Below are 24,428 nucleotides of genomic sequence, written 5' to 3'. Positions count from 1 at the left end.
CCGATGAACGAGCGGGACGAGACGCCGAGGCCGAAGCCGACACCGGGCGGGGGAGAGGACGACACACCGACGACCCAGCTACGCCGGGAACTCCCCCAGGAAGTGCCCTCCACGGCCGCTGAGGAGCCCGGTGAGGCTCCGCGGGAGGAGAAGGAGAAGCTGACCGGACGGCAGAGGCTGGCTCAGGGGCTGTGGCCGCCGCGCTTCACCCGTGCCCAACTCATCGTGGCCCTCCTGCTGTTCGGCCTCGGCTTCGGACTGGCCATCCAGGTGGCCTCCAACAACGACGACAGCGCGCTGCGCGGAGCACGTCAAGAAGACCTCGTACGCATCCTGGATGAACTGGATGACCGCACTCAGCGTCTGGAGGAGGAGAAGAAGGGTCTCGAGGATCAGCGCACCGAGTTGGAGAACAGCTCGGACCAGGCCGAGGAGGCGCGCAAGCAGACGGTCGAGAAGGAGCGGCAGCTCGGCATTCTGGCGGGCACCGTGGCGGCGCAGGGACCCGGCATCACACTGACGATCGACGATACGAAGGGGACGGTCGAGGCGAACATGTTGCTCGACGCGATCCAGGAGCTGCGTGCGGCCGGCGCGGAGGCGATCCAGGTGAACGGCGTCCGGGTCGTGGCCAGTACTTATCTGACCGATTCCGGTGAGGGAGTCAGTGTCGACGGGAACAAGATCACCCAGCCCTTTCGTTTCAAGGTCATCGGCAACCCGCAGGACCTGGAGCCCGCACTGAACATCCCCGGAGGCGTGGTGCAGACGCTGGAGAAGGAGCAGGCCACCGTGACCGTGCGGCGGGCGGACAAGATCGTCGTGGATGCCTTGCGAGCGGCGAAGCGGCCTGACTACGCTCGGTCGTCCTCCCGGTGAACCGTAGGTGCATGGGGCCCGTCCGGCGAGGGCATGAGGTTGCGGGGGGTCGGCGCACCGAATGGTTGGTGCGTGGTGGAAACTGTCTGGTGGATACGGACGTTGTGAGGTTGTCCGGGTCGGCCGGTGTGTTCAGTCAGGGTTCGTCCTGCCCCACGGGCGGGTCTGTTTCGGTCAAGGGGAATCGCCCGTGAAGTTGTTTGCGAAGTTGTTCGGCAAGAGCGCGCGAGAGGGAAGCGACAACGCGACCTCCCGTCATCGCGCGCAGCCTTCGGAAGCGGAGGGGCAGGGCGGTGAGCGCCCGCTGTTCCGGGACCAGGTCACTGGTCCGGGAGGTGACATTTCGGGAGGTCAGGGCGCGCCGTCTGTTGACCCTGCCCAGTCGGGCCGCATAGGTTTCGGGGCCTCAGACCCGTATGCGTCCAATGCCCCGGCGGGGCAGCCGCGGCAGGAGGATCCGTCGATGTCGGCCCTGGTGTGTACGAGGTGCGGTAACCGCAATGCGGAGAACAGCCGCTTCTGCTCGAACTGCGGTGCTCCGCTGCGGGCGGGTGCGACCGCCGAGCGTCCGTCCGAGACGACCTCCACCATCTCCATCTCCGGCCTCGAGGCCTACGACTCCGAGGTCACCGGTCAGACTCAGCTGCCGGCGCTCTCTCCCGAGGCCCAGGCCGCCGTCGACGCGCTGCCGCTCGGCTCGGCGCTGCTGGTCGTGCGCCGTGGCCCGAACGCGGGCAGTCGCTTCCTCCTGGACGGCGATCTGACCACGGCGGGCCGTCATCCCCAGAGCGACATCTTCCTGGACGACGTGACCGTGTCGCGCCGCCATGTGGAGTTCCGCCGAGGTCAGGACGGCTCGTTCACGGTCGCCGACGTCGGCAGCCTGAACGGCACGTACGTCAATCGTGAGCGGATCGACCAGGTCGCCCTGCACAACGGCGACGAGGTGCAGATCGGCAAGTACCGCCTGGTCTTCTACGCGAGCCAGCGGGGCTACTGACCCTCCCCCGGACCGCGTCCGGGGAACCCCAGGGAAGGTCCATGCTTCGAACAACGAGCGGTGGTGCCGACCACGGCACCGCCGCCGCGGACAGTGGCCTGATGAGCATCGGCACGGTGCTGAACACACTGCGCGAGGAGTTCCCCGAGGTAACCATCTCCAAGATCCGTTTCCTGGAGTCGGAGGGGCTCATCGAGCCGCAGCGGACCCCCTCGGGGTATCGCAAGTTCAGTGCCGAGGACGTCGAGCGGCTCGGACACGTCCTCAGGATGCAGCGGGACCACTATCTGCCGCTCAAGGTGATCCGTGAGTATCTGGAGGCTCTGGGGCGTGGTGAGGACGTCCGGCTGCCGTCCGTGGGGCGTCAGCGCGACGTCGGTGACGGAGAGCGCCTGAGCGAGCTGTTCGGGGAGCCCGAGGAGCCCACGGCCGCCCGGATCGGGCGCGGCGAGCTCGTCGTCGGCGCCGGGATCGACGAGGAGCAGCTGGCCGAGTGGGAGTCGTACGGACTGGTGGCCCCCCTGCCGGACGGGTCGTACGACGCCGAGGTTCTCACTGTTGCCACGCTTGTGGTGGAACTGGGGCGGTTCGGTATCGAGCCCCGGCATCTGAGATTGATGCGGGCGGCCGCGGACCGCGAGGCGGGGCTCGTCGATCAGGTCGTGGCGCCCCTGCGCCGCCACCGCAATCCGCAGACCAGGGCCCATGCGGAGGACCGTACGAGGGAGCTGGCAGGGCTCACGGTCAAGCTGCACGCCGCTCTCGTGCAGAGTGCGCTGGGTGTACGGCTCCGCTGAGACGACGGTGTTCGCCTGTGGCGGATCGGTCGGCCGATCCGAGCCCGACTACCCAAACATCCCGAGCACGGCCTAGGGTTGCTGTGTGAACGAGCTCGATGTCGTAGGTGTCCGGGTCGAAATGCCCTCCAACCAACCGATCGTGCTCCTGCGCGAAGTGGGAGGCGACCGTTACCTCCCCATCTGGATCGGGCCGGGGGAGGCGACGGCGATCGCTTTCGCCCAGCAGGGCATGGCCCCCGCACGACCGCTGACCCACGACCTGTTCAAGGACGTGCTGGAGGCCGTGGGCCAGGAGCTCACGGAAGTGCGCATCACCGACCTGCGTGAGGGCGTCTTCTACGCGGAGCTGGTGTTCGCCAGCGGGGTCGAGGTGAGTGCCCGTCCCTCCGACGCCATAGCGCTGGCGCTGCGTACCGGAACGCCGATCTTCGGCAGTGACGGGGTGCTCGACGACGCGGGCATCGCGATCCCGGACGAGCAGGAGGACGAGGTGGAGAAGTTCCGTGAGTTCCTCGACCAGATCTCTCCCGAGGACTTCGGAACGAACAGTCAGTGAGGTCGGGCCCGCGGTCCAACAGGGCTGACGGGCCCTGACGCCGCCGGTGGTCACCGGTGGCAGGTGCGCGGGGGAGTTGCGCGACGGGCGGGCAGAGGCGCGTCCGGTGTGGCTGGTCGAAGATGCCGGTGCGCGGGCGCCGTGGGCGCGGTCGGTGGGAGTGTTCGCCCTGAGGCGGCACATGCCCGGGGCGGGTGCGCTGTCAGGCAGCTTGGCCGGAGCGCATTCGGCTAGCCTTTCCCCGCGGGAGGGCACGGGAAACCACTCTCAGGGTGATTATCACTCGGCGTGGCGAGTGCGGTGGTCGTTGACGCGCCCCTGGTGGCTGCCTACCGTCGATAGGGCAGGTCAAGGACGGAGGTCGGCGTGAGAATCAGCGGCGACGGTACGGCTGGGGGTGCCCCCGGACGCAAATTGGGGGACGGCGGCCCGTACCCGCTTCACGGCAGCGCGGCCGGTCACGTCCCGCAGCGGCCCACGGCTGTGCAGGACAGCGCGGAGGCGGCTCCGGAGCCGCACGAGAACGTCGGCTATCGCGGCCCCACGGCGTGTGCGGCCGCCGGCATCACCTACCGGCAGCTCGACTACTGGGCCCGCACCGGTCTCGTGGAGCCGAGCGTGCGGACCGCCCAGGGCTCGGGGACACAGCGCCTCTACAGCTTCCGGGACGTCGTCGTCCTGAAGATCGTGAAACGGTTCCTCGACACGGGAGTGTCGCTCCAGAACATCCGCACCGCCGTCCAGCACCTGCGGGAGCGGGGCTTCAGCGATCTGGAGCGGATGACGTTGATGAGCGACGGTGCGACCGTCTACGAGTGCACCTCGCCCGACGAGGTGCACGCCCTGCTCCAGGGCGGCCAGGGGGTCTTCGGGATCGCCGTAGGGGTGGTCTGGCGTGATGTGGAAAGCGCTCTCTCGCAGTTGCACGGGGAGCGGGTCGACACGGGGGAGACGCTCGTGGGCAACAATCCCGCGGACGAGCTCGCGCGGCGCCGGAACCGGGCGGTCTGAGGGGCGTCGCGGCTTGTCCGCCCCGGGGCGAGGCCGCTCGGGGCGTCGGCGTGGCCTGCGGAGCCGGTCGTACGGGCATTGTCAGTGGCGTAGGGCAGCATCGGAGATGTGAGAACCGCGCCCACGATCCTGCATCTCGACATGGACGCCTTCTACGCCTCGGCGGAGCAGGCGTCGAAGCCGAGTCTGCGGGGGAAAGCCGTTGTCGTGGGTGGGCTCGGGCCGCGTGGAGTGGTCGCGACGGCGTCGTACGAGGCCCGCGTCCTCGGGGTGCACTCGGCGATGCCGACGGCGCAGGCACGTCGGCTCGCGCCGAACGCCGCGTATCTCACGCCGCGTTTCACGTTCTACCGGACGATCAGCGATCAGGTCATGGGGCTGTTGCGTGATCTCTCGCCGCTGGTGGAGCCGCTGAGCCTGGATGAGGCGTTCGTGGATCTGGAGGCCGGGGGCGCCGCCTGGGACGAGGCATCGGCACGGCTGGTGGGGGCGCGGTTGCGCGCGGACATACGGGTGGTGACCGCGTTGACGGGATCCGTCGGGCTCGCGGCCTGCAAGATGCTCGCGAAGATCGGCTCCGAGCAGGCCAAGCCGGACGGGCTGGTGCTGATCGAGCCCGGGACCGAGCGGGCGTTGCTGGGGCCGATGTCCGTGCGGATCCTGCCGGGGGTGGGGCCGGCGACCGGGGACCATCTGCGGCGGGCCGGGATCACCACGGTCGAGGAGATCGTGGAGGCGGGGGAGGACGAGGTCGTTCGGCTGCTGGGAAAGGCCCATGGGCACGGGCTGTACGCGATGGCGCTGGCGCGGGACGACCGGGCGGTGGTGGCCGAGCGGGACACGAAGTCGGTGTCGGTGGAGGACACGTACGACGTGGACATCCATGACCGGGTGCGGGTCCGGATGGAGGTGCAGCGGCTTGCGGACCGGTGCGTGCGGAGGTTGCGGGGGGCCGGGCTGTCGGGCCGGACGATCGTGTTGAAGGTGCGGCGGTACGACTTTTCGACGCTGACCCGGTCGGAGACGTTGCGTGGGCCCACGGACGACCCTGCGGTGGTGCGGGAGGCGGCGGCGCGGCTGCTGGAGGCCGTGGACACGACGGGTGGGGTGCGGTTGCTGGGGGTGGGGGTGAGCGGGCTCGCCGACTACACGCAGGAGGACTTGTTCGCGCAGGCGGCGGGGGAACCGGAGCCCGTGGAGGAAGAGGCCGGGGCCGCTGCGGAGGTGCCCGCGGTGGAGGAGAGCGCGGGTGCGGAGCGGCAGTGGAGGGCCGGACATGACGTACGGCATACCGAGTACGGGCATGGGTGGGTGCAGGGGAGCGGGCTGGGGCGGGTGACCGTGCGGTTCGAGACGCCGCTCGACGTGGGGCCGGGGCGGGTGCGGACCTTCAGGACGGGCGATCCGGCGCTGGAGCCGGCGGAGCCGTTGCCGCTGGTGCCGGACGGGGTGCGGGGCTGAGGCGGGCGGGGACCGCCTGTCCTGTCTGCGCCGCCGTCGTGGAGCGCCGGTGGGGCGGGCCGGAGGAGGGCGTGAGGAAGCGACGTGAGGGAGGGCCCGGCCAGGCAGGCGAAGTCAAGGAGCGTGGGGAAGGGGGAGGAGAGGCCACGGACTCCCCCGGTGCCATCGGTCAGACGTCTTCCTGCCCCGCGACGTTTCCGAAGTTGCGGTCCATGGGTGGGGGCGGGGCTATGTCCAGGCCGTAGTGGTGGTAGAGCTGGAGTTCTTGCTCCGGGGAGAGGTGGCGGCCTACGCCGAAGTCGGGGGCGTCCTTGATGAGGGTGCGGTCGAAGGGGACATGGAGGGTGCCTTCGATCAGTTCGCTGGGCTCCAGGGGGACGAAGGCGTCACGGCCGAAGAACCCCATGCGTATCGCGGCCCACTCGGGGATGCCGGTGGCGTCGTCCAGGTAGACCTCGTCCACGGTGCCGATCTTGCTGCCCTTGCGGTCGAACGCCTTGCGGCCGATCAGGTTGCGCGGATCGATGTCGGTCTGCACGGGCCCTCCAAGTGGTTCGCAGAGGAGTCGCAAATCATCCCTCACCCCTACGAAAAGGCACAACGGGGAAGGTGGCCACTCGAAGACTCGTGCGTGGGTCGCGCTGATACCCTGGCAGCGGCTGCTGACCCCGTGCGGGAGAGTCCTCCGGACACCATCCGGAGGCGCCGAAGGAGCAACTCCTCCCCGGAATCTCTCAGGCTCACGTACCGCACGGACGAGGTCACTCTGGAAAGCAGAGCGGGTGTCACGGCTTCCGCTCTCACCGACGGTGAAAGCCGGTTCGTTCCTGGACCGGTGAAGCTCTCAGGTTGAGATGACAGAGGGGGAGGCCGTCGGGGCGCCCGTGCCGTGGTGCCCCTCGAAGGTCGTGTCAGACCAGGAGGCCTCCGCAATGACCGCCCATCGCATTCCGCTCTCCGAGCTCGAACAGGGAATCCCCTTCGAGCGGCGCCATATCGGCCCAGATGTCGAGGCGCGGGCCAAGATGCTCGCGCACGTCGGGTACGGCTCGCTCGACGAGCTGACGGCGGCCGCGGTCCCGGAAGTGATCAAGAACGCCGAGGCGCTGGACCTTCCCGGCGCGCGGACCGAGGCCGAGGTGCTCGCCGAGCTGCGTTCGCTCGCGGACCGCAACCAGGTGCTCGGCTCGATGATCGGGCTCGGGTACTACGGGACGTTCACGCCGCCCGTCATCCTGCGGAATGTCATGGAGAACCCGGCCTGGTACACCGCTTACACGCCGTACCAGCCCGAGATCTCCCAAGGGCGACTCGAGGCTCTTCTCAATTTCCAGACCATGGTGGCCGAGCTGACCGGTCTGCCCACCTCCGGGGCCTCCCTGCTGGACGAGGGCACTGCTGCCGCCGAGGCCATGGCGTTGTCCCGCCGTATGGGGAAGAACAAGAAGGGGCTCTTCCTCGTCGACGCGGACGTGCTGCCGCAGACGATCGCCGTGATCGAGACCCGTGCAGAGCCGACCGGCGTCGAGGTCGTCGTCGCCGACCTCGGCGCGGGGATTCCGGCCGACATCGCCGGGCGGGAGATCAACGGGGTGCTGCTCCAGTACCCGGGCGCCTCCGGTGTCGTACGGGATCTGAAGCCTGTCATCGAGCAGGCGCACGCACTCGGCGCGCTCGTGACCGTCGCCGCCGATCTGCTGGCGCTGACGCTGCTCGCGTCCCCCGGTGAGCTGGGCGCCGACATCGCGGTCGGGACGACGCAGCGGTTCGGTGTGCCGATGGGCTTCGGTGGGCCGCACGCGGGCTACATGGCCGTGCAGGAGAAGTTCGCACGCAGCCTGCCCGGACGGCTCGTCGGGGTCTCCGTGGACGTGGACGGGCACAAGGCGTACCGGCTCGCCCTGCAGACGCGGGAGCAGCACATCCGCCGGGAGAAGGCGACCAGCAACATCTGCACGGCGCAGGTGCTGCTCGCCGTGATGGCCGGTATGTACGCCGTTTACCACGGGCCGGAGGGGCTGCGGACCATCGCCGGGCGTACCCACCGGTACGCCACCGTGCTCGCCGCGGGGCTCGCGGCCGGTGGGATCGAGGTCGTGCACGGGGCGTACTTCGACACGCTCACCGTGCGGGTGCCGGGGCGGGCCGGTGAGGTGGTGGCCGCCGCGCGGGAACATGGCGTGAATCTGCACCTCGTGGACGCCGACCTGGTGTCGATCTCCTGCGACGAGACCACGACGCGGGCGCAGCTGGGCGCCGTGTGGACCGCCTTCGAGGTGGAGGGGGACGTCGAGGCCCTCGACGCCGCCGCCGCGGACACGCTGCCCGAGGGGCTGCTGCGGTCGGACGACTACCTCACGCACCCGGTGTTCCACGAGTACCGCTCCGAGACCGCGATGCTGCGCTACCTGCGCCGGCTCGCCGACCGGGACTACGCGCTGGACCGGGGCATGATCCCGCTGGGCTCCTGCACGATGAAGCTCAACGCGACCACCGAGATGGAGCCGGTGACGTGGCCGGAGTTCGGGCAGCTGCACCCGTTCGCGCCCGCCGGGCAGGCGCAGGGGTATCTCACGCTCATCCGTGAGCTGGAGGAGGGGTTGGCGGAGGCCACCGGGTACGACAAGGTGTCGCTGCAGCCGAACGCGGGTTCGCAGGGTGAGCTGGCCGGTCTGCTGGCCGTACGCGGGTACCACCGGGCCAATGGCGACGAGCAGCGGACCGTGTGCCTCATCCCGTCCTCCGCGCACGGCACGAACGCGGCGAGCGCCGTCATGGCCGGCATGAAGGTCGTCGTCGTGAAGACCGCCGAGGACGGCGAGATCGACGTCGAGGATCTGCGGGCGAAGATCGAGCAGTACAGCGACGAGCTGTCCGTGCTGATGATCACGTATCCGTCGACGCACGGGGTGTTCGAGGAGCACGTGGCCGACATCTGCGCGCAGGTGCACGATGCGGGCGGTCAGGTGTACGTCGACGGCGCCAACCTCAACGCACTGGTGGGTCTCGCCAAGCCGGGGCACTTCGGTGGTGACGTCTCGCACCTGAACCTGCACAAGACGTTCTGCATCCCGCACGGCGGCGGTGGTCCGGGTGTCGGGCCGGTGGCGGTGCGCGAGCACCTCGCACCGTATCTGCCGAACCACCCGCTGCAGCCCGCGGCGGGCCCGGAGACGGGCGTGGGCCCGATCTCGGCGGCGCCGTGGGGTTCGGCGGGCATCCTGCCGATCTCGTGGGCGTACGTCCGGCTCATGGGTGGTGAGGGGCTCAAGCGGGCCACGCAGGTGGCCGTGCTCAGCGCCAACTACGTCGCCAAGCGGCTGGAGCCGCACTACCCGGTGCTGTACACCGGCCCGGGCGGGCTCGTGGCGCACGAGTGCATCATCGACCTGCGGCCGCTGGCCAAGTCGACCGGGGTGAGCGTCGACGACATCGCCAAGCGGCTGATCGACTACGGCTTCCACGCGCCGACGATGTCGTTCCCGGTGGCGGGGACGCTGATGATCGAGCCGACCGAGTCGGAGGACCTCGGTGAGCTGGACCGGTTCTGCGAGGCGATGATCGCGATTCGCGCGGAGATCGAGAAGGTCGGCTCGGGCGAGTGGCCCGCGGACGACAACCCGCTGCGGAACGCGCCGCACACCGCGGGCGCGCTCGGCGGGGAGTGGAAGCACGCCTACACGCGCGAGGAGGCGGTCTTCCCGGCCGGGGTCTCGCGCGCCGACAAGTACTGGCCGCCGGTGCGCCGGATCGACCAGGCCTTCGGTGACCGGAACCTGGTCTGTTCCTGCCCGCCGCTGGACGCTTACGAAGCGTAGTCGGGCGCGGTTACGCGTCGGGGCCGGTTCGGAGAGTGCTTCTCCGGCCGGCCCCTCTTGTGTCCGGGCGGACGTCCTGTGCGGGGACGCTCACCCTGCGCGCACGTGAGTGCGGCTCAGGCGGCTGTCATCACCGTGCCCATCGGGCGGTGCGGCGCGATGATCTGGCCGTCAGGCAGGAGCTCACCGGTGTCCTCGAAGAGCAGAACGCCGTTGCAGAGCAGGCTCCATCCCTGCTCCGGGTGGTGCGCCACGAGTCGGGCGCCTTCCCGGTCGGCGGATTCGGCAGTCGGGCACAGTGGCTGGTGCTGGCACATGGTTGTTGGGATCTCTCGGTTTGGCGTGTGGTCTGAGATGGCTGTTTTGTCTGTCCCGCGGCTTGAAGCCCCGTTCATGGCCGCCCCCCGTTGTGATAAATCGGTCCGGTCCCAGTGTTGCCCCACGGGCGTCAATCCGCAGGCATTTCGCAGCACGACTTCTTCACAGGTTGATGACGCATCGCCTGCCCGGATGGTTCATCTCAACCGCACTGCCCCTTCGGGTGGTTCACCATGGCCGGATGGGGCTAGTCCGGCGGCGGGGAAGGTGTGTGAATAGCTCGTACGAGCGTATTGGCGCCCGAAAGAGCGGCAATTCCAGGTGGGTGGGAAAGCAAGTGCCCCGCCACCGGGAAATCGGCAGCGGGGCGCAAGCGGTACGCATGACGAGGCGGCCCTGGTGTCAGGCGGGTGATCCCAGGAGCGGAGCGGGCGTCAGCCGGGTGGTCAGCACCGGGAGGAGATCGGCGACCTGGTGTGGCCGGTGGGCCGCTATACCGGGCGGTGCAGGCGCCAGCGGGACCAGCAGGTCGGTCGGTGCCGGGTGGCCGGTGGCGCCGTCGGCGGTGGGATCGGCGTGCAGCCAGAGTGTGAGCATGTACAGCTCGGGCACCGACAGCAGGCGTGGCTGATAGGGCTGCTGCATGACCTCGGCCTGGCGCAGGGCGCGCTCGGTGGAGGCGATGTACGGGCCCTCGAAGAAGTGTGAGAATGCCCAGCCGTCCGGGGTCAGGCGGGTTTCGGCGGCGGCCACGGCGCGGTCGCCGCAGCGGATCAGGAACCGCCAGCCGGTGAGCCGGGTGGTGCCCGTGCCCTCCGGGGTGATCCGGTCGAGTACGTGGACGGGCAGCGGGAGTTCGGGTGTGGCGGGTCCCTGGGCGTTCTTCAGGGAGGGTGTTCGGGCTTCGTGGACGGCGGTGGGAGAACCGAGTGCCGTGAGGACGGTGCGCAGGGCGGGCGCGGGAGCCGGGGGGACATGCAGCGGCATGGTGGGTCGCCTCTCCATTCGACAGGCACGGTGGCGCGAGGGCGAGGGCGAGGGCGGGGGCGGACGGCGCTGTCAGCTCTCGGGGGTCGGAGAGGCGGGTGCCCGGGGTCCGGTGCGTGGGCAGGGTCCGCCGCCCGTGGCCTGACGGCAGGACCGAGGACCGCGAGTGCCGGCTCTCAGCCTCGTTTGCGGAGTTTATACGACACGTGTTCACACGAGGTTTCGGCTAGCCGCTCCGAATATGAAGAGCAAGGCGGTATCCGGTCGCCGGAACATGGCTATCACCCCGATTTTCTGTGGGGGTGTGCCGGTGACCTCGGATTACCGTTGCGTAGCGGACGGCCGGTTCCCGTCGGCGCTTTTCACGAAAGCGCACGAGGGGGAAAGCGCGTGCTCATTCTTGCCCGCTGAATGTGCCAGAAGCATGCCGAGTGAATAAGGTCGGAGGTGGCCGCGCTCAGCCTAGCGTGTGCAGGTCGCGCGTAGGACGTTATCGGCGGCTCTGCCTGGGCATCATCAACCGTGGACCCGGGACAGCAGTGGCCGAGTCGTCGGCCTGCCCATCCGAGGAGGGAAACTTCGATGGGGGAAAAGGTCGTTGCGGGGCCGTTCGGCCTCTCCGATCGCCAGCAGTACCGCGACAAGCTCCGGCAGTGCCTGACGGGGCTGGAGCGGCTGCTGGAGGAGAAGCGGTTCGACCGCCCCAAGAACCTCATGGGTGTGGAGATCGAGCTGAACCTCGTCGACGGTGACGGTCTGCCGAGAATGATGAATGCGCAAGTACTTGAGCGGATTGCGAGCCGAGATTTCCAAACAGAACTCGCCATGTTCAATCTGGAAGTCAACATAGCTCCACATCGGCTGGACGGTCGGGTATTCGACCAGCTTTCCGAGGAGCTGCGCACCTCCCTCGCGTATGCGGACCGCAAGGCGATCGAGGTGGGCGCGGGAATCGTGATGATCGGCATCCTGCCGACACTGGGCCGTGACGACCTGGTCTCCTCGAATCTCTCCGAGGGCGACCGCTACACCCTGCTGAACGACCAGATCGTCGCCGCCCGCGGCGAGGACTTCACCCTGGACATCGACGGGGTGGAGCGGCTCGTCTGCACCTCGAAGTCCATCGCGCCCGAAGCCGCCTGCACCTCCGTGCAGCTGCACCTCCAGGTCACCCCGGGCCGGTTCGCCGACGTGTGGAACGCCGCCCAGGCGGTCGCCGCCGCGCAGGTCGCCATCGGCGCCAACTCGCCGTTCCTGTTCGGGCACGAGCTGTGGCGGGAATCGCGGCCGCCGCTGTTCCAGCAGTCCACCGACACCCGGCCGCCCGAACTCCAGGCCCAGGGAGTGCGGCCGCGCACCTGGTTCGGGGAGCGGTGGATCTCCTCGGCGTACGACCTCTTCGAGGAGAACCTGCGCTTCTTCCCGGCCCTGCTGCCCATCTGCGACGACGAGGATCCGATCGGCGTCCTCGACGCGGGCGGCATTCCCTCACTCGCCGAGCTCACGCTGCACAACGGCACGATCTACCGCTGGAACCGTCCCGTCTACGGCATCGCCGACGGGGTCCCGCATCTGCGCGTCGAGAACCGGGTGCTGCCCGCCGGGCCGACCATCACGGACGTCATCGCCAACGCGGCCTTCTACTACGGGGTCGTACGCGCTCTCGCCGAGGAGTCGCGGCCCGTGTGGTCACGGCTGCCGTTCGAGGCGGCCGCCGCCAACTTCGACGAGGCGTGCCGGCACGGCATCGACGCACGGTTGCAGTGGCCGCGCGGGCGCTACGGCGGGGTGGGGCCGGTGGACGCGGTCAATCTCGTACGGGACGAGCTGTTGCCGCTCGCCGAGGTGGGTCTGGACGCGTGGGGCGTCGAGCCGGTCGACCGGGACTTCTACCTCGGCGTGATCGAAGAGCGCTGTCGGCGGCGGGTCAACGGGGCGTCCTGGCAGGTGGAAACGTTCCACCGGGCTCTGGCGAAGGGCCTCGGTCGGGATGCGGCGCTGGCCGCCACCACGCGGCGGTACGGCGAGCTGATGCACTCCGGGGAGCCGGTCCACAGCTGGCCGGTCGGGCTGCCGGAGCCGGTGCCGCTGGGCTGAGGGTCTTCTGTGAGGTAGCCGCCGGAATGCTCCGGACCGCCGCGGGTGATGATGGACCCTCGGCGGGGCCGGACAACTGGAGGCGTGGGTGCAGGGGCAGGCGGAGTCGGCGGAGGGTGCGGTGCCGCGGGAGCGGCCGGGCCGACGGATTCTGAGGGACGAGACGCTGCTCGTGCTCGGGCTCTCGCTCGGTGCGAGCGGGGTGTCCGCGCTGATCAGCTTCATCGGATCGGTCACCAAGCCGGGCGGGCTGAAGGACCAGGCGGCCACCATGAACGCCTCGGCCGCTCCTGGGCGGCCCTGGCTCGACCTCGCGTGGCAGCTCTTCGGGATCACCGCCGCCCTGGTGCCCGTCGCCCTGGTGGCGCACTTCCTGCTGCGCGAGGGTGCGGGGCTGCGCACCCTCGGGTTCGACCGTACGAAGCCGTGGCCCGACCTCGGCCGGGGTGCGGCGATCGCGGCGGTGATCGGCAGCACGGGCATCGCCTTCTACCTGGCGGCCCGCGGCCTCGGCTTCAACCTCACGGTGGTGCCGGAGGCGCTGCCCGAGGTGTGGTGGAAGTACCCCGTGCTGATCCTCTCCGCGATTCAGAACGCGGTTCTCGAAGAGGTCATCGTGGTGGGGTATCTGCTGCGCCGGCTCCAGCAGCTCGGCTGGTCGCCGGGGAGCGCGCTCGCCGCCAGCTCGGTGCTGCGCGGGTCGTACCACCTCTATCAGGGCATCGGCGGCTTCGTCGGCAACATGGTGATGGGTGTGGTCTTCGTCTATCTGTACCGGCGCTGGGGGCGAGTGGGCCCGCTCGTGGTGGCCCATTCACTGCTCGACATCGGGGCGTTCGTGGGATACGCGCTGCTGGCGGGGAAAGTGGGCTGGCTGCCGACTCCTTGAGGGGCGGTCGAGGTCAGGGGTGGATGGTCGGGTCCGTGGCGTCAGGGTGGGTTGGTCGGGGTCGGGCCCCGCGATCAGGGACGGCTGCTCGGGCTTGGGTCGGGCGGTCCGGGCCGGTCGGTCATGCGTGGAGTTCGCCGTCGATGACCGTGACCGCGCGGCCGGAGAGCAGGGTGCGGTCGCCGCGGAGTTCCGTGCGGACGAGGCCGGAGCGGGGGGAGGCCTGCAGGCCGGTGAGGTCCGGGCTGCCCAGGCGTTCCGACCAGAAGGGGGCGAGGGCGGTGTGGGCGCTGCCCGTGACCGGGTCCTCGTCGATGCCGAGGTTGGGGAAGAAGCAGCGCGAGACGTAGTCGTGGCCGGCGGCGGGGTCCGCGGCGCGGGCGGTGGCGATGATGCCGCGCTCGGAGTAGCGGCCGAGGGTGCGCAGGTCGGGGGCGAGACCCAGGACCGTCTTCTCGTCGGCGAGCTCGACCAGCAGGTCGCCCACGTTCGGGCCGGTGTCGACGGCACTCAGCGGCTCGGCGCCGAGAGCCTCGGCGACGCCCTCCGGGACGGCGACCGAGGTGAGGGGCGCGGTGGGGAAGTCGAGGGTGAGGGAGCCGTCCGGCCGGGGCGTGGCGATGAGGACACCGCTGCGCGTCGCGAACCGCACCGGGCCCTCATGGGTGTTCGTGCTGTTCAGGACATGTGCGGTGGCCAGTGTGGCGTGGCCGCACATCGCCACCTCGGCGACCGGCGTGAACCAGCGCAGCGCCCAGTCGGCCTCGCCGCCCTCGGGGAGTGGATGGGCGAACGCGGTCTCGGCGTGGTTGACCTCCTTGGCCACGTTCTGCAGCCAGGCGTCGTCCGGGAAGGCGTCGAGGAGCAGGACTCCGGCGGGGTTGCCGGAGAAGGGACGGTCGGTGAAGGCGTCGACGATACGAATGCGCATGGGACGACGCTAGGCGGTCGGTGAAGCGGCGGGCCAAGGCCAATTCCAGAAGGGTGGACCGGTTTTCGGGTGCCACTCGAAGGGCGGGCGCCGGTTGGCCCCGGGGCGGCGCGCTAGTGGACGGAGAAACCGCCGTCGACGAAGACCGACTGTCCGGTGATGTAGCCGGCGGAGCGGCCGGCCAGGAACACCGCGGCTCCGGCGAAGTCGTCGGCCAGGCCGTTGCGTCCGGCCAGGGTGCGCGCGGCGAGGGCGGCCACCTTCTCCGGGTCGGACGACAGCCGCGTGTTGAGCGGGGTCGGGACGAAGCCGGGGACCAGGGTGTTGCAGGTGACGCCGTGGGGCGACCACTCCTCGGCCTGCGAGCGGGCCAGTGACTCAAGGGCGCCCTTGGACACGCCGTACGCGCCGCTGCGGACGAACGCCCGGTGTGCCTGCTGGGAGGTGATGTGGATGATGCGTCCGTAGCCCCGCTCGGCCATGCCGGGGCCGAAGCGCCGGCCCAGCAGGAAGGGCGCGTCCAGGTTCACGGCCATGGTGGTGTCCCACACGTCCTCACCCAGTTCGCTCATCGGCGGACGCAGGTTGATGCCGGCGCTGTTGACGAGGATGTCGGGTTCGCCGAACGCTTCGGCCGCCTGCTCGGCCGCCGCGCGGACGCCGGCCCGGGTGCTCAGATCGCCGCTCACCCAGGCCGCCCGGCAGCCGACCGCCGTCAGCTCGTCGACCGTGGCCGTCAGCTCCGCCTCCCTGCGCGCGACGATCACCACGCTCGCCCCAGCCCGTGCCAGAGCCGTGCTGATGGCCCTGCCGATGCCGGAGCTGCCGCCTGTCACCACGGCGACCCGGCCGTCCAGCGAGAACAGTTCGGAGAGGTAGCTGTTGGAGATCATTTCAGCACCCTAGGGGGCGCGTCGACGGCGATGGTGCGCGGGGGAACGCCGCATCACGGTCCCGGCCGGGTCACCCCGGCCGGTCCGATCGGTTCGTGGTGCTGATGACGTGGTCCATCGCGGAGGTGATGTCGGCTGCGACATGGGTGGGCCGGTAGGAGTCCTCGTTCCAGGCGCGGCCGTTCGCCACCCACGCGCTGCGCAGGCCGAGTGCGTCGGCGCCCGCGATGTCGGCGTGCGGCGAGTCGCCGATGACCCATGCGCCGGTCAGGGGAAGGCCGACGGTGGCGGCCGCGGCGTGGAAGATCTCCGGGTCCGGCTTCTTGCGGCCGATGGCTTCGGAGACCACCCAGCCCTGCACGAGCCGGTCGAGTCCGGTGTTGTGGATCTTCGTCTCCTGCTGGACGGTCCGGCCGTTGGTGACGATCACGCAGGTCCAGCCGTCGGCCCGCGCTCTGTGCAGTGCCTCGCGGGCTGCCGGCGCCAGGACCACGCGGTCGGCGGCGCCGGTGTCGAGCAGGGCGCGGACGGCGGAGGGTGGTACAGCGCTTCCGTAGCGGTCGGCCAGGGCGGCGGCGACCTCGTGACGAGGGGTGTAGCCGCCGGCGTCGACAGTCGTCACCCAAGGCAGGTCGGTGTCGGGCAGGCCCTGCGCGGAGAGGAAGGCGGCCGCGGCGTCTCGGAAGGCCGCGTCGCGGTCGATCAGGGTGTTGTCCAGGTCGAGCAGCAACAAGGGCATGCGCGGCAGTAGATCACGACGGCATTCCGAGAACGAGGGTTGCCAGACGACAGGTCCCGATATATCGTTGAGGCATCGCGACAGATCAACGATGGAATGGAGTGATTGCGATGCGTTCCCGTGGACAGGACTTCGGATTCGAGCGTGGACATGGACGCCGTGGTGGGGAGAACCCCCGCGGCCGAGGTGACGCCGAGGCGCTGCGCGCCGCCTTCGGGCCCTTCGGGCCGGGCCATGGTGGTCCCGGGCCGTTCGGACCCTTCGGTGGCGGCCCCTGGGGTGGGCGCGGCCGAGGCGGACCCAGGGGAAGGGCGCGGCGGGGCGACGTACGCGCGTCGATCCTGGCCCTCCTCAAGGACAGGCCCATGCACGGCTACGAGATGATCCAGGAGATCGCCGAGCGCAGCGGCGGGGCGTGGAAGCCCAGCCCCGGCTCGGTGTACCCCACCCTCCAGTTGTTGGAGGACGAGGGGCTGATCGCCAGTGCGTCCGAGGGCGGCAAGAAGCTGTTCTCGCTGACCGAGGCCGGTCGTACCGCGGCCGAGGAGGGGCCCGAGGCCCCCTGGGAAGAGGCCTCGCGCGGGGTCGACTGGGAGGCGCTGAGCGAGATCCGACAGGCCGGGTTCGGTCTGATGGAGGCGTTCGGCCAGGTCTGGAAGACCGGCGACAAGGATCAGCGCGACAAGGCGCTGACGGTGATCAACGAAGCCCGCAAGAAGCTGTACCTGATCCTCGCCGACGAGGACTGACGGCGGTGCGTGGGTGATACGTGCGTGAGAGCGCCCCGCGGAGATTTCCGCGGGGCGCTCTCACGTGCGCGGGGCGCGTGAGCGGTACGGCCGGGCGTGCGGTCAGGTCACGAGGCCGCCCAGCTTGCGCAGGGATTCGTCGAGCGCTGCCGTGGCGGAGTCCCTGAGCTTGCCCGCCATCAGGGAGACGGCGGCGCCGGTGAACCGGCCGTCGATACGGACCGTGGTGGCGTCGCCGTCGGGGGTGAGGGTGTAGCGGGTGGCGAGGTCCACGGCCATCGGGCCCTTGCCGCGGATGGTCAGGGTGCGGGCGGGTTCCAGTTCGGCGATGGTCCACTCGACCTCCGCCGGGAAGCCCATGAGCTTCAGGTTCTCCTGGAAGGTGCCGCCCACCTCGAGGGCCTTCGGGCCGCCCTTCGGGAAGCCGGTGTGGGTCGTGTTCCACTCGCCGTACGCGGACCAGTCGACGAGCCGGGCCCAGACCTGCTCGGCGGGCGCCTCGATGCGTGCCTCCGCGCTGACATCGGCCATGCGACAACCCCTTCGTCTCGGACGGTGGTGCCGCGGAACGTAGCCCCGGGGCCCGGAACATTCAATACTGATGAACCGTCAGGTATCGGCCCCGGCCGGTACGGGTGGGCCCCGGCCGGTCCGGTCGGCGGGCAGTGCGTTGCGGGGAGGGGGCGTACACCCGGTAGGCGTACTGCCTGCCGTCGATCGCAGGCAGGACCACCGGTCGGCACCCGCATTCCATGCGGTCGGGGACGAGCGCCGGCGCGATGTGGTTGCGTGCCAGGCGCTGGGCAAGGAAACGTGCGCCCCTCAAGCGCGGCGGCCGGATCTCATCCGTAGGGAGGAGGAGCGGCTCCTCCCTACGCAACCTGTGTCGGACGCGAAGATGGTTCCTTTCGTGGATGACCCGGGGGCGGTGGGACTGATGAGGTGGAGGGCGTGCTACCCCGTATCCCCCGGCAGTCGGCCGTAGACCATGGTCCGGACCACGTGGAGATCGAAGGCAGGCTCACGGACGAGCTGGCCTCGGTGCTCGCCGGTGCGCGCAGACGGGCCCTCCGCGACGGCGACCGGCAGATCGACACCGCCCATCTGCTGCACTCGCTCGTGGAGTCGGACCCCGAGGTCCGTGCCGTCTTCGACGGCCCGCAGGTCGCCCGCCTGCTCGGCTATCTGGTGCAGCGCAGCATCGGATACGGGCTGCGCTGGCAGATCGGTGTCGAGGACGCCGGCGTCGTCCCGGGGATGCAGGGCACGCCCGGCTGGTCGCCCGTGGCGGCTCGGGCGATGACGCAGGCGTACGACCGTGCCGTGCGGCGGGGCGACGGGTCGGCCCAGGGTGTCGATCTGCTCGCGGTCCTCGTCGCGGCCACCGGGTCACGGGCCGTGGAGGTGCTGGGCAACGTGGGTGTCGACGGGGGAGCGGTGGCGCGGCGGATCGCGGGGGCGGGCGAGGACCGGGTCGAGGGGTGGGTGGTGACCGGGGACGGGGGTCGTTGAGGCGCACCCCTCGGAGGTCCAACGGGCGAGACAGGTGTCATCGGGGGTGACGCTCCTGTCGTCGACTGCCATCATGTGCCGGTGGATACGTCTCAGGGGAGTCAGGGGCAGCGCGGGCGCGGTGTCGGGCTGGTGCTCGCGCTCGGGTCCGCGGTCGCCTTCGGTGGATCGGGCACCGCGGCCAAGCCGCTCATCGAGGCGGGGCTCGACCCGCTGCACGTGGTGTGGCTGCGGGTCGTCGGCGCCGCGCTCGTGATGCTGCCGCTGGCCGTGCGCCACCGGGATCTGGTGCGTCGGCGGCCCGTGCTGCTCGTGGGGTTCGGGCTGTTCGCCGTGGCCGGTGTGCAGGCCTTCTACTTCGCCTCGATCTCCCGTATCCCCGTCGGCGTCGCCCTCCTCGTGGAGTACCTCGGGCCGGCCATCGTCCTCGGCTGGGTGCGGTTCGTGCAGCGGCGACCGGTGACGCGGGCCGCTGCGGTCGGGGTCGTGCTCGCGGTCGGCGGCCTCGCCTGTGTCGTCGAGATCTGGTCGGGGCTCGGCTTCGACCCGCTGGGGTTGCTGCTCGCGCTCGGGGCCGCCTGTTGTCAGGCCGGGTACTTCGTGCTGTCCGACCAGGGGAGCGACGCGGGGGTGGAGGCGCCGGATCCGCTCGGGGTCATCGCCTACGGGTCGCTGGTGGGCGCGGTGGCGCTGACGGTGGTGGCCCGGCCGTGGGGGATGGACTGGGCGGTGCTGGGGGGCGCCGCGTGGATGGACGGGACGGCTGTTCCGGCGTGGCTGTTGCTCGGGTGGGTGGTGCTGATCGCCACGGTGGTCGCGTACGTCACCGGGGTGGTGGCCGTGCGGCGGTTGTCTCCGCAGGTGGCGGGGGTCGTGGGGTGTCTGGAGGCGGTGGTCGCGACCGTGCTCGCGTGGGTGCTGCTGGGGGAGCATCTGTCGGCGCCGCAGATCGTGGGTGGGGTGGTGGTGCTGGCCGGGGCGTTCGTCGCGCAGCGGTCCGCGCCGGGGAGGAGTTCGGCGCGGCCGGCGGCGTCCGGTGGGGAGGGGGTCGAACCGGAGCTGTCGGTGGGGCGGGGGCGGTGACGTCGTGCGGGCTTCGTGGTCCGCGGACCACGGGTCGTGTGTGGTTGCCCGCGTCGTTCCCCGCACCCCTTCAGGGCGCGGGTTCGCCGAAAGCTACAGGGTCCTGAGGTAGTCCGGGAGTTCGGTGCCGGGGGTCAGGCCGGGGTCCGGGACCGGGGTCTCGTAGCCCTTGCGGAGAGGGACGACGCCGGCCCAGTGGGGGAGGGCGAGGTCCTCGGGTTCGTCGTTGACGCCGCCGGTGCGGATCTTGGCGGAGACCTCGTTCAGGTCGAGGCGGATCACGGCGGTGGCCGCGAACTCCTTGGCGTTGGCCGGCCGGGAGTCCCCCGAGCGGCCCGGAACGACATGGTCGACGAGGGCGTCCAGGGCGATCCGCCGCTCCTGAGGGTCGGTGACCTGGTGGGCGGTGCCGTGCACCACGACCGACCGGTAGTTGATCGAGTGGTGGAAGGCGGAGCGGGCCAGGATCAGCGCGTCCACATGCGTCACCGTCACGCACACCGGCAGGCCCGGGTCGGCCTGGCCCGTCATCCGCAGCGGGCGCGAGCCCGTCGAACCGTGCACGTAGAGCGTCTCGCCGACCCGGCCGTACAACGTGGGCAGCACCACCGGGGCGCCGTCGCGGACGAAGCCGAGATGGCAGACGTACCCCTCGTCGAGTATCGAGTGCACCAGATCCCTGTCGTACGAGGCCTTCTGTGCGCCCCGGGTGGGGACGGTGCGGTCGGTGGGGGTGTAGGCGGCGGGAGGTGGTGTCGTCGGCTGCGGTGTCGTCGACTGCTCGGGCCCCGTCATTGCGCTCTCCATTGCACTAGTGCATAATCTTCTTTGTGCTAGGAGAATACACGGTGACAGGTCGACGCGCGGCGGAAATTGCGGCGAGCGTCGAGCGGGCGGTCGGCGCGGGCGAGCTGGAGCCCGGTCAACTACTCCCTCCCATGCGGGAGTTGGCCGATCGGCTGGGGGTGAATCCGAATACCGTCGCGGCCGCCTATCGCACCCTGCGCGAGCGCGGGGTCATCGAGACCGCCGGGCGGCGGGGGAGCCGTGTGCGGCCCCGGCCGGCGACGACGGGGCGCGAGTACATCCGGGTCGAGGTACCGCAGGGCGTGCGCGACCTCGCCGACGGCAATCCCGACACGACGTTGCTGCCGCGCCTCGCGGAGGTGTTCGCGGCGGCTGCCGAGCAGGGGGATCGTGAGCCGGTGCTGTACGGGTCGGGGGCCGTGGAGCCCGAGTTGGCGCGGATCGCGCGGGCCGACCTGGACGCCGACGGGGTCCCGGACGGGCCGGTCACCATCACCTCCGGGTCGCTCGACGCCATCGAACGGGTCCTGGCCGCCCACCTCAAACCCGGGGACGCCGTCGCCGTCGAGGACCCCGGGTGGGGCAGCGTGCTCGACCTCGCCCCGGCGCTCGGACTGCGGGTCGTGCCGGTCGGGGTCGACGACGAAGGGCCGCTCGCCGACGACGTACGCAAGGCGCTGGAGGCCGGCGCGCGGGCCCTGATCGTCACCGACCGGGCACAGAACCCGACCGGCGCGGCCGTGAGCGCCGCACGCGCGCGTGCCCTGCGGTCCGTGCTGAAGAAGCATCCCGAGACCCTGCTCATCGAGGACGACCACGGCTACCGGATCGTCGACCAGCCCCTGTACCCGTTGGCCGGGACCACCCGCAGCTGGGCCTTCGTGCGGTCGGTCGCCAAGGCGTACGGCCCCGACCTGCGGCTCGCGGTGCTCACCGGGGACGCCGTCACCGTCGACCGGGTGCGGGGACGGCAGCGGCTGGGGCCGGGCTGGGTGAGCCGGCTGGTGCAACGGGCCGTAGTCCGGCTGTGGTCCGGCGGCGCGGTGGACGCCGCGGCCGTGGCGGCGGCGTACGGGCGGCGGCGGGACGCGCTGATCGGCGCCCTCGCGCGGCGCGGGGTCGAGGCGCACGGGGTCAGCGGGATGAACGTGTGGATCCGGGTCCCGGACGAGACCGGCGCGGTCGCCCGGCTGCTGCACGCCGGCTGGGCCGTCGCACCCGGCGCCCGCTTCCGGATGAGCGCTCCGCAGGGGATCCGGATCACGGTCTCCACCCTCACCGAGGAGGAGATCGGGAGGGTGGCGGACGCGGTGGCCTCGGCGGTCGGGCCGGGGGCGGGCGGCGGGTATGTGTGACGTCACCCGCGTCGGCTCAGGTGCGCGGCCGGGCCTGCGTCAGGGCCGCTCCCGCCAGGACGATCGCCGCGCCGACCGGGGTCGACCAGGCCAGGGGCTCGCCGAGGAGCGTGACGCCGGCCGCCGTGGCGATCACGGGGATGAAGTAGGTGACCATCTGGGCGGTCGTCGGGCCGACCTCGGAGACGAGGCCGTACTGGACGAGCATGGCCACACCCGTGCCGAGGGCGCCCAGCGCGACGACCGCCAGCAGGGGCAGGATCGGGAAACTGCTCGGCAGGGTCGTGAACAGCGGCGTGACGATGGCCAGTTGGGCGGTGGCCAGCAGGAGCTGGGCGCCGGTGAGGGAGAGGTGCGACACGGTGGTGCCGGCCAGGGTGCGGCGGACGTAGATCCAGCCGATCGGATAGCTGAGGGAGGCCAGCAGGGCCATCGTGGTGCCCCTCGCGTCCAGGCCGCTGAAGCCCTGCCAGGCGCCGAGCACGGTGAGCACACCGAGGAAACCGAGGCCGAGACCGGCGACCCGCACCCGCGTGGGGCGGTCCTCCGAGAGTGCGACCAGGGAGAGGGCCATGCCCCACAGGGGTGAGGTCGCGTTGCAGATGCCCGCCAGTGTGGACGGGACGGTCAGCTCCGCGTAGGCGAAGAGGGAGAACGGCAGTGCGTTGAGGAGAAGGGCCGCCACCGTGAGGTGGCCCCAGACGCGGGCACCGCGCGGCAGCCGCTCCCGCTTCACCGCCATCGCCGCCGCGAGGACCAGCGTGCCGAACAGCAGCCGTCCGAAGGTGACCTGGAAGGGTGCGTACGCCCCCGTGCCCACCTTGATCAGGAGAAAGCTGAAGCCCCAGACGAGGGAGAGGAAGGCGAAACGCAGGCGCCAGTCGACGGTGCCGTGTGTGCGTTCGGGGGTGGGGGCGGAAGCTCTGGTGGGCGCGGCGGTGGTCATGCCCACAACGATGGCGCCGATCAATCTTGTAGCACAAGCGAGAATTCATGAGCTGAATCTCGTAGTATCGCTTACATGTTGAATCTGGAGCGCCTGCGCACCCTCGACGCCCTCGCCCGGCACGGCTCGGTCAGCAGGGCGGCCGAGGGGCTGCATGTGACGACCTCGGCCGTCTCGCAGCAGATGGCCAAGCTGGAGCGGGAGGTCGGGCAGCGGATCCTCGTCAAGAACGGGCGGGGCGTGCGCCTCACCGACGCTGGGCGGCTGCTCGCCGACCATGCCGCGCGCATTCTGTCGCAGGTCGAGCTGGCGCAGGCGGACCTGGAGGCGCAGCGGGGGCAGGTCGTCGGCGAGCTGCGGCTGGCCGCGTTCCCCACGGCCGTCCGGGGACTGTTTCCCGCGGTCTTCCGCGCGCTGCGGGACGACCACCCGGCGCTGCGAGTGCGCTCACGGGAGCTGGAGCCCGAACTCGCGATCAACGCGGTGATCCGCGGAGACGTCGACCTGGCCGTCGTCCTCGACTGGTACAACAAGCCGCTGCCCGTGCCCGAGGGGCTGGCTAGGGCCGCGATCCTCGACGACCCCGTGGAGGTGGCGCTGCCCGAGGACCACCCGCTCGCCGGGCGCGACGAGATCGACCTGCGGGAGCTGGCGGAGGAGTCGTGGGTCGCCTGGCCCGAGGGCGAGTTCTGCCATGAGTGGCTGCTCTACACGCTGCGCGCCCATGGTATCGAGCCCCGGATCGCCCACCGGGCCGGTGAGCACCACACTCAACTCGCTCTGGTCGCGGCCGGGTTGGGTGTCTGCATCGCGCCCCGGCTCGGCCGCGACCCGATGCCGGCCGGGATGCGGACCGTGCCGGTGCGCCACCGGGTCCACCGCAGCGTCTACGCGGTGTGGCGCGCGGACGCCGACCGGCGGCCGTCGATCAGAGCGGCGGTCGAGGCACTGACGGCGGCGGGGTCCGCGTGCGGGGCCGGCTGAGCCGCGCCTGTTCCCGTGCTCGCGGACCGGGCTGATCCCACGGTTGTTCCCGTGCTCGCGGACCGGGCTGAGCTACAGCGAACCCATCTTGCGGAAGTCCCAGGACGCGATCGCGTCCGGTGTCAGCCGCAGCCAGGCGTGCCTGCCGTCGTGGGGCATCTCGTCGATGCCGAAGTTCTTGCGGGCGAACAGCCGCTCCACCTCGACGAGTTCGGGCACCGGCTCGCCCGTGCGCGGTGCCTCACCGACGAACTCGACGGTGCCGGACAGTTCGGCGCCGCGCAGTTCGCCGTACTCCTCGCCCGCGTCGACCGCGACGGCGACGCGCGGATCGCGGCGCAGCGCGGACCAGCGTTTGCTGCGGGTGATCGAGTAGAGCCAGAGCGAGGTGCCGTCCCAGACGAACCAGAGCGGGCTGATGTGCGGGGCCCCGTCGGACGAGACCGTCGCGACCCGGCAGGTCCGCTGGGCGCTCAGGAACTCGTCCAGTTCGGCCGGCTCCATCATGATCTTCCGGCCTCGGCGCTGCGTGACGGTCATCCCGATCCCCTCCGCTGACGTGGCGTCAGATGAGCATCGGCCGTCTTCCGTCCATGTGCAAGGGGCGTTACGC

At 70.7% G+C, this 24,428-nt stretch carries 24 protein-coding genes and 1 riboswitch; of the genes, 14 read left to right on the top strand and 10 right to left on the bottom strand.

Annotation, left to right across the window (positions count from 1 at the left end; all coding sequences use genetic code 11):
• Positions 1-3 precede the first annotated feature (3 nt).
• The 6 genes from OG858_RS07550 (at position 4) to OG858_RS07525 (ending at position 5,707) form a co-directional block, all read left to right on the top strand.
• Complete coding sequence (locus tag OG858_RS07550; protein ID WP_086747859.1) at positions 4-879, top strand: DUF881 domain-containing protein; 876 nt, start codon at positions 4-6, stop codon at positions 877-879.
• A 61-nt stretch (positions 880-940) separates the two neighbouring features.
• Positions 941-1,879: an FHA domain-containing protein gene (locus OG858_RS07545; RefSeq protein WP_078935624.1), complete on the top strand. Its 939-nt coding sequence runs from the start codon at positions 941-943 to the stop codon at positions 1,877-1,879.
• A gap of 41 nt (positions 1,880-1,920) precedes the next feature.
• On the top strand, positions 1,921-2,676 hold the full coding sequence (ftsR, locus tag OG858_RS07540) for a transcriptional regulator FtsR (protein WP_319261868.1): 756 nt from the start codon (positions 1,921-1,923) through the stop codon (positions 2,674-2,676).
• Positions 2,677-2,761: 85 nt separating this feature from the next.
• Positions 2,762-3,235, top strand: a complete 474-nt coding sequence (locus OG858_RS07535) for a bifunctional nuclease family protein (RefSeq protein ID WP_005475662.1) — start codon at positions 2,762-2,764, stop codon at positions 3,233-3,235.
• 483 nt (positions 3,236-3,718) lie between these two features.
• The gene (locus OG858_RS07530) at positions 3,719-4,246 is read left to right on the top strand and encodes a MerR family transcriptional regulator (RefSeq protein WP_086747862.1); all 528 of its coding nucleotides are present in this window, start codon (positions 3,719-3,721) and stop codon (positions 4,244-4,246) included.
• Positions 4,247-4,354: 108 nt separating this feature from the next.
• On the top strand, positions 4,355-5,707 hold the full coding sequence (locus OG858_RS07525; RefSeq protein ID WP_319261865.1) for a DNA polymerase IV: 1,353 nt from the start codon (positions 4,355-4,357) through the stop codon (positions 5,705-5,707).
• Between the two features lie 169 nt (positions 5,708-5,876).
• Here the strand turns inward: OG858_RS07525 and OG858_RS07520 are convergent, their stop codons facing one another.
• Positions 5,877-6,245, bottom strand: coding sequence for a PRC-barrel domain-containing protein (locus OG858_RS07520; protein ID WP_319261862.1), 369 nt, complete (start codon positions 6,243-6,245; stop codon positions 5,877-5,879).
• Positions 6,246-6,370: 125 nt separating this feature from the next.
• A riboswitch (glycine riboswitch) is annotated at positions 6,371-6,467 on the top strand.
• A gap of 172 nt (positions 6,468-6,639) precedes the next feature.
• Between OG858_RS07520 and gcvP the strand changes: the two genes are divergently transcribed.
• Positions 6,640-9,525, top strand: coding sequence for an aminomethyl-transferring glycine dehydrogenase (gcvP, locus tag OG858_RS07515; protein WP_086752711.1), 2,886 nt, complete (start codon positions 6,640-6,642; stop codon positions 9,523-9,525).
• Between the two features lie 116 nt (positions 9,526-9,641).
• On the opposite strand, the gene OG858_RS07510 is transcribed toward gcvP, so the two are convergent.
• Both OG858_RS07510 and OG858_RS07505 read right to left on the bottom strand, forming a co-directional pair.
• Positions 9,642-9,842: a DUF5999 family protein gene (locus OG858_RS07510; RefSeq protein ID WP_028796697.1), complete on the bottom strand. Its 201-nt coding sequence runs from the start codon at positions 9,840-9,842 to the stop codon at positions 9,642-9,644.
• A 403-nt stretch (positions 9,843-10,245) separates the two neighbouring features.
• Positions 10,246-10,830, bottom strand: a complete 585-nt coding sequence (locus OG858_RS07505) for a hypothetical protein (protein WP_086752710.1) — start codon at positions 10,828-10,830, stop codon at positions 10,246-10,248.
• 582 nt (positions 10,831-11,412) lie between these two features.
• Here OG858_RS07505 and OG858_RS07500 point away from each other — a divergent pair.
• Together OG858_RS07500 and OG858_RS07495 are read left to right on the top strand one after the other, a co-directional pair.
• Positions 11,413-12,927: a glutamate--cysteine ligase gene (locus OG858_RS07500; protein ID WP_319261858.1), complete on the top strand. Its 1,515-nt coding sequence runs from the start codon at positions 11,413-11,415 to the stop codon at positions 12,925-12,927.
• A gap of 88 nt (positions 12,928-13,015) precedes the next feature.
• A complete protein-coding gene (locus tag OG858_RS07495; RefSeq protein WP_086750166.1) occupies positions 13,016-13,816 on the top strand; it encodes a CPBP family intramembrane glutamic endopeptidase in 801 nt (266 codons plus the stop codon).
• A gap of 121 nt (positions 13,817-13,937) precedes the next feature.
• On the opposite strand, the gene OG858_RS07490 is transcribed toward OG858_RS07495, so the two are convergent.
• The 3 genes from OG858_RS07490 to OG858_RS07480 all read right to left on the bottom strand — a co-directional run bounded on the left by OG858_RS07490 (position 13,938) and on the right by OG858_RS07480 (position 16,379).
• The gene (locus tag OG858_RS07490; protein WP_319261855.1) at positions 13,938-14,747 is read right to left on the bottom strand and encodes a PhzF family phenazine biosynthesis protein; all 810 of its coding nucleotides are present in this window, start codon (positions 14,745-14,747) and stop codon (positions 13,938-13,940) included.
• Between the two features lie 113 nt (positions 14,748-14,860).
• A complete protein-coding gene (locus tag OG858_RS07485) occupies positions 14,861-15,640 on the bottom strand; it encodes an SDR family NAD(P)-dependent oxidoreductase (RefSeq protein ID WP_086748974.1) in 780 nt (259 codons plus the stop codon).
• 70 nt (positions 15,641-15,710) lie between these two features.
• Positions 15,711-16,379, bottom strand: a complete 669-nt coding sequence (locus OG858_RS07480; protein ID WP_319321026.1) for an HAD family hydrolase — start codon at positions 16,377-16,379, stop codon at positions 15,711-15,713.
• Between the two features lie 110 nt (positions 16,380-16,489).
• Here OG858_RS07480 and OG858_RS07475 point away from each other — a divergent pair, with 110 nt between their 5' ends.
• Positions 16,490-17,128, top strand: coding sequence for a PadR family transcriptional regulator (locus tag OG858_RS07475; protein ID WP_078935697.1), 639 nt, complete (start codon positions 16,490-16,492; stop codon positions 17,126-17,128).
• Positions 17,129-17,230: 102 nt separating this feature from the next.
• Here OG858_RS07475 and OG858_RS07470 read toward each other — a convergent pair whose 3' ends face one another.
• Entirely contained in the window at positions 17,231-17,659 is a 429-nt protein-coding gene (locus tag OG858_RS07470; RefSeq protein WP_086754070.1) for a type II toxin-antitoxin system Rv0910 family toxin, read from the bottom strand.
• A gap of 420 nt (positions 17,660-18,079) precedes the next feature.
• Here OG858_RS07470 and OG858_RS07465 point away from each other — a divergent pair, with 420 nt between their 5' ends.
• Positions 18,080-18,640 carry a Clp protease N-terminal domain-containing protein gene (locus OG858_RS07465; RefSeq protein WP_319067440.1) on the top strand — a complete coding sequence of 187 codons (561 nt, stop codon included), beginning with the start codon at positions 18,080-18,082 and terminating at the stop codon, positions 18,638-18,640.
• 75 nt (positions 18,641-18,715) lie between these two features.
• The gene (locus OG858_RS07460) at positions 18,716-19,723 is read left to right on the top strand and encodes an EamA family transporter (protein ID WP_328545031.1); all 1,008 of its coding nucleotides are present in this window, start codon (positions 18,716-18,718) and stop codon (positions 19,721-19,723) included.
• A 93-nt stretch (positions 19,724-19,816) separates the two neighbouring features.
• On the opposite strand, the gene OG858_RS07455 is transcribed toward OG858_RS07460, so the two are convergent.
• Positions 19,817-20,518: a pyridoxamine 5'-phosphate oxidase family protein gene (locus tag OG858_RS07455; protein WP_086753503.1), complete on the bottom strand. Its 702-nt coding sequence runs from the start codon at positions 20,516-20,518 to the stop codon at positions 19,817-19,819.
• 35 nt (positions 20,519-20,553) lie between these two features.
• Here OG858_RS07455 and OG858_RS07450 point away from each other — a divergent pair, with 35 nt between their 5' ends.
• Entirely contained in the window at positions 20,554-21,885 is a 1,332-nt protein-coding gene (locus OG858_RS07450) for an aminotransferase class I/II-fold pyridoxal phosphate-dependent enzyme (RefSeq protein ID WP_319319864.1), read from the top strand.
• Positions 21,886-21,901: 16 nt separating this feature from the next.
• Here OG858_RS07450 and OG858_RS07445 read toward each other — a convergent pair whose 3' ends face one another.
• Positions 21,902-22,831, bottom strand: coding sequence for a DMT family transporter (locus tag OG858_RS07445; protein ID WP_328545032.1), 930 nt, complete (start codon positions 22,829-22,831; stop codon positions 21,902-21,904).
• A gap of 75 nt (positions 22,832-22,906) precedes the next feature.
• Between OG858_RS07445 and OG858_RS07440 the strand changes: the two genes are divergently transcribed.
• Positions 22,907-23,815 carry a LysR family transcriptional regulator gene (locus tag OG858_RS07440; protein WP_319261845.1) on the top strand — a complete coding sequence of 303 codons (909 nt, stop codon included), beginning with the start codon at positions 22,907-22,909 and terminating at the stop codon, positions 23,813-23,815.
• A 72-nt stretch (positions 23,816-23,887) separates the two neighbouring features.
• On the opposite strand, the gene OG858_RS07435 is transcribed toward OG858_RS07440, so the two are convergent.
• Positions 23,888-24,355 (bottom strand): pyridoxamine 5'-phosphate oxidase family protein, encoded by a 468-nt coding sequence (locus OG858_RS07435; RefSeq protein WP_046704479.1) that lies wholly within the window; start codon positions 24,353-24,355, stop codon positions 23,888-23,890.
• Between the last annotated feature and the right edge of the window lie 73 nt (positions 24,356-24,428).

It is taken from the genome of Streptomyces europaeiscabiei, assembly GCF_036346855.1.
In the GTDB taxonomy this organism is placed as follows: domain Bacteria; phylum Actinomycetota; class Actinomycetes; order Streptomycetales; family Streptomycetaceae; genus Streptomyces; species Streptomyces europaeiscabiei.
Note: the sequence above shows the minus strand (reverse complement) of the source record. Positions and strands in the feature narration are given on the sequence as shown.

What these genes read in the sequence shown, in the direction of transcription:
- OG858_RS07550 (WP_086747859.1), top strand. Translation starts at nt 4, where the DNA reads ATGAACGAGCGGGACGAGACGCCGAGGCCGAAGCCGACACCGGGCGGG.
- OG858_RS07545 (WP_078935624.1), top strand. Translation starts at nt 941, where the DNA reads ATGGTTGGTGCGTGGTGGAAACTGTCTGGTGGATACGGACGTTGTGAG.
- ftsR (WP_319261868.1), top strand. Translation starts at nt 1,921, where the DNA reads ATGCTTCGAACAACGAGCGGTGGTGCCGACCACGGCACCGCCGCCGCG.
- gcvP (WP_086752711.1), top strand. Translation starts at nt 6,640, where the DNA reads ATGACCGCCCATCGCATTCCGCTCTCCGAGCTCGAACAGGGAATCCCC.
- OG858_RS07510 (WP_028796697.1), bottom strand. Translation starts at nt 9,842, where the DNA reads ATGTGCCAGCACCAGCCACTGTGCCCGACTGCCGAATCCGCCGACCGG.
- OG858_RS07505 (WP_086752710.1), bottom strand. Translation starts at nt 10,830, where the DNA reads ATGCCGCTGCATGTCCCCCCGGCTCCCGCGCCCGCCCTGCGCACCGTC.
- OG858_RS07500 (WP_319261858.1), top strand. Translation starts at nt 11,413, where the DNA reads ATGGGGGAAAAGGTCGTTGCGGGGCCGTTCGGCCTCTCCGATCGCCAG.
- OG858_RS07490 (WP_319261855.1), bottom strand. Translation starts at nt 14,747, where the DNA reads ATGCGCATTCGTATCGTCGACGCCTTCACCGACCGTCCCTTCTCCGGC.
- OG858_RS07485 (WP_086748974.1), bottom strand. Translation starts at nt 15,640, where the DNA reads ATGATCTCCAACAGCTACCTCTCCGAACTGTTCTCGCTGGACGGCCGG.
- OG858_RS07480 (WP_319321026.1), bottom strand. Translation starts at nt 16,379, where the DNA reads ATGCCCTTGTTGCTGCTCGACCTGGACAACACCCTGATCGACCGCGAC.
- OG858_RS07475 (WP_078935697.1), top strand. Translation starts at nt 16,490, where the DNA reads ATGCGTTCCCGTGGACAGGACTTCGGATTCGAGCGTGGACATGGACGC.
- OG858_RS07470 (WP_086754070.1), bottom strand. Translation starts at nt 17,659, where the DNA reads ATGGCCGATGTCAGCGCGGAGGCACGCATCGAGGCGCCCGCCGAGCAG.
- OG858_RS07455 (WP_086753503.1), bottom strand. Translation starts at nt 20,518, where the DNA reads ATGACGGGGCCCGAGCAGTCGACGACACCGCAGCCGACGACACCACCT.
- OG858_RS07445 (WP_328545032.1), bottom strand. Translation starts at nt 22,831, where the DNA reads ATGACCACCGCCGCGCCCACCAGAGCTTCCGCCCCCACCCCCGAACGC.
- OG858_RS07440 (WP_319261845.1), top strand. Translation starts at nt 22,907, where the DNA reads ATGTTGAATCTGGAGCGCCTGCGCACCCTCGACGCCCTCGCCCGGCAC.
- OG858_RS07435 (WP_046704479.1), bottom strand. Translation starts at nt 24,355, where the DNA reads ATGACCGTCACGCAGCGCCGAGGCCGGAAGATCATGATGGAGCCGGCC.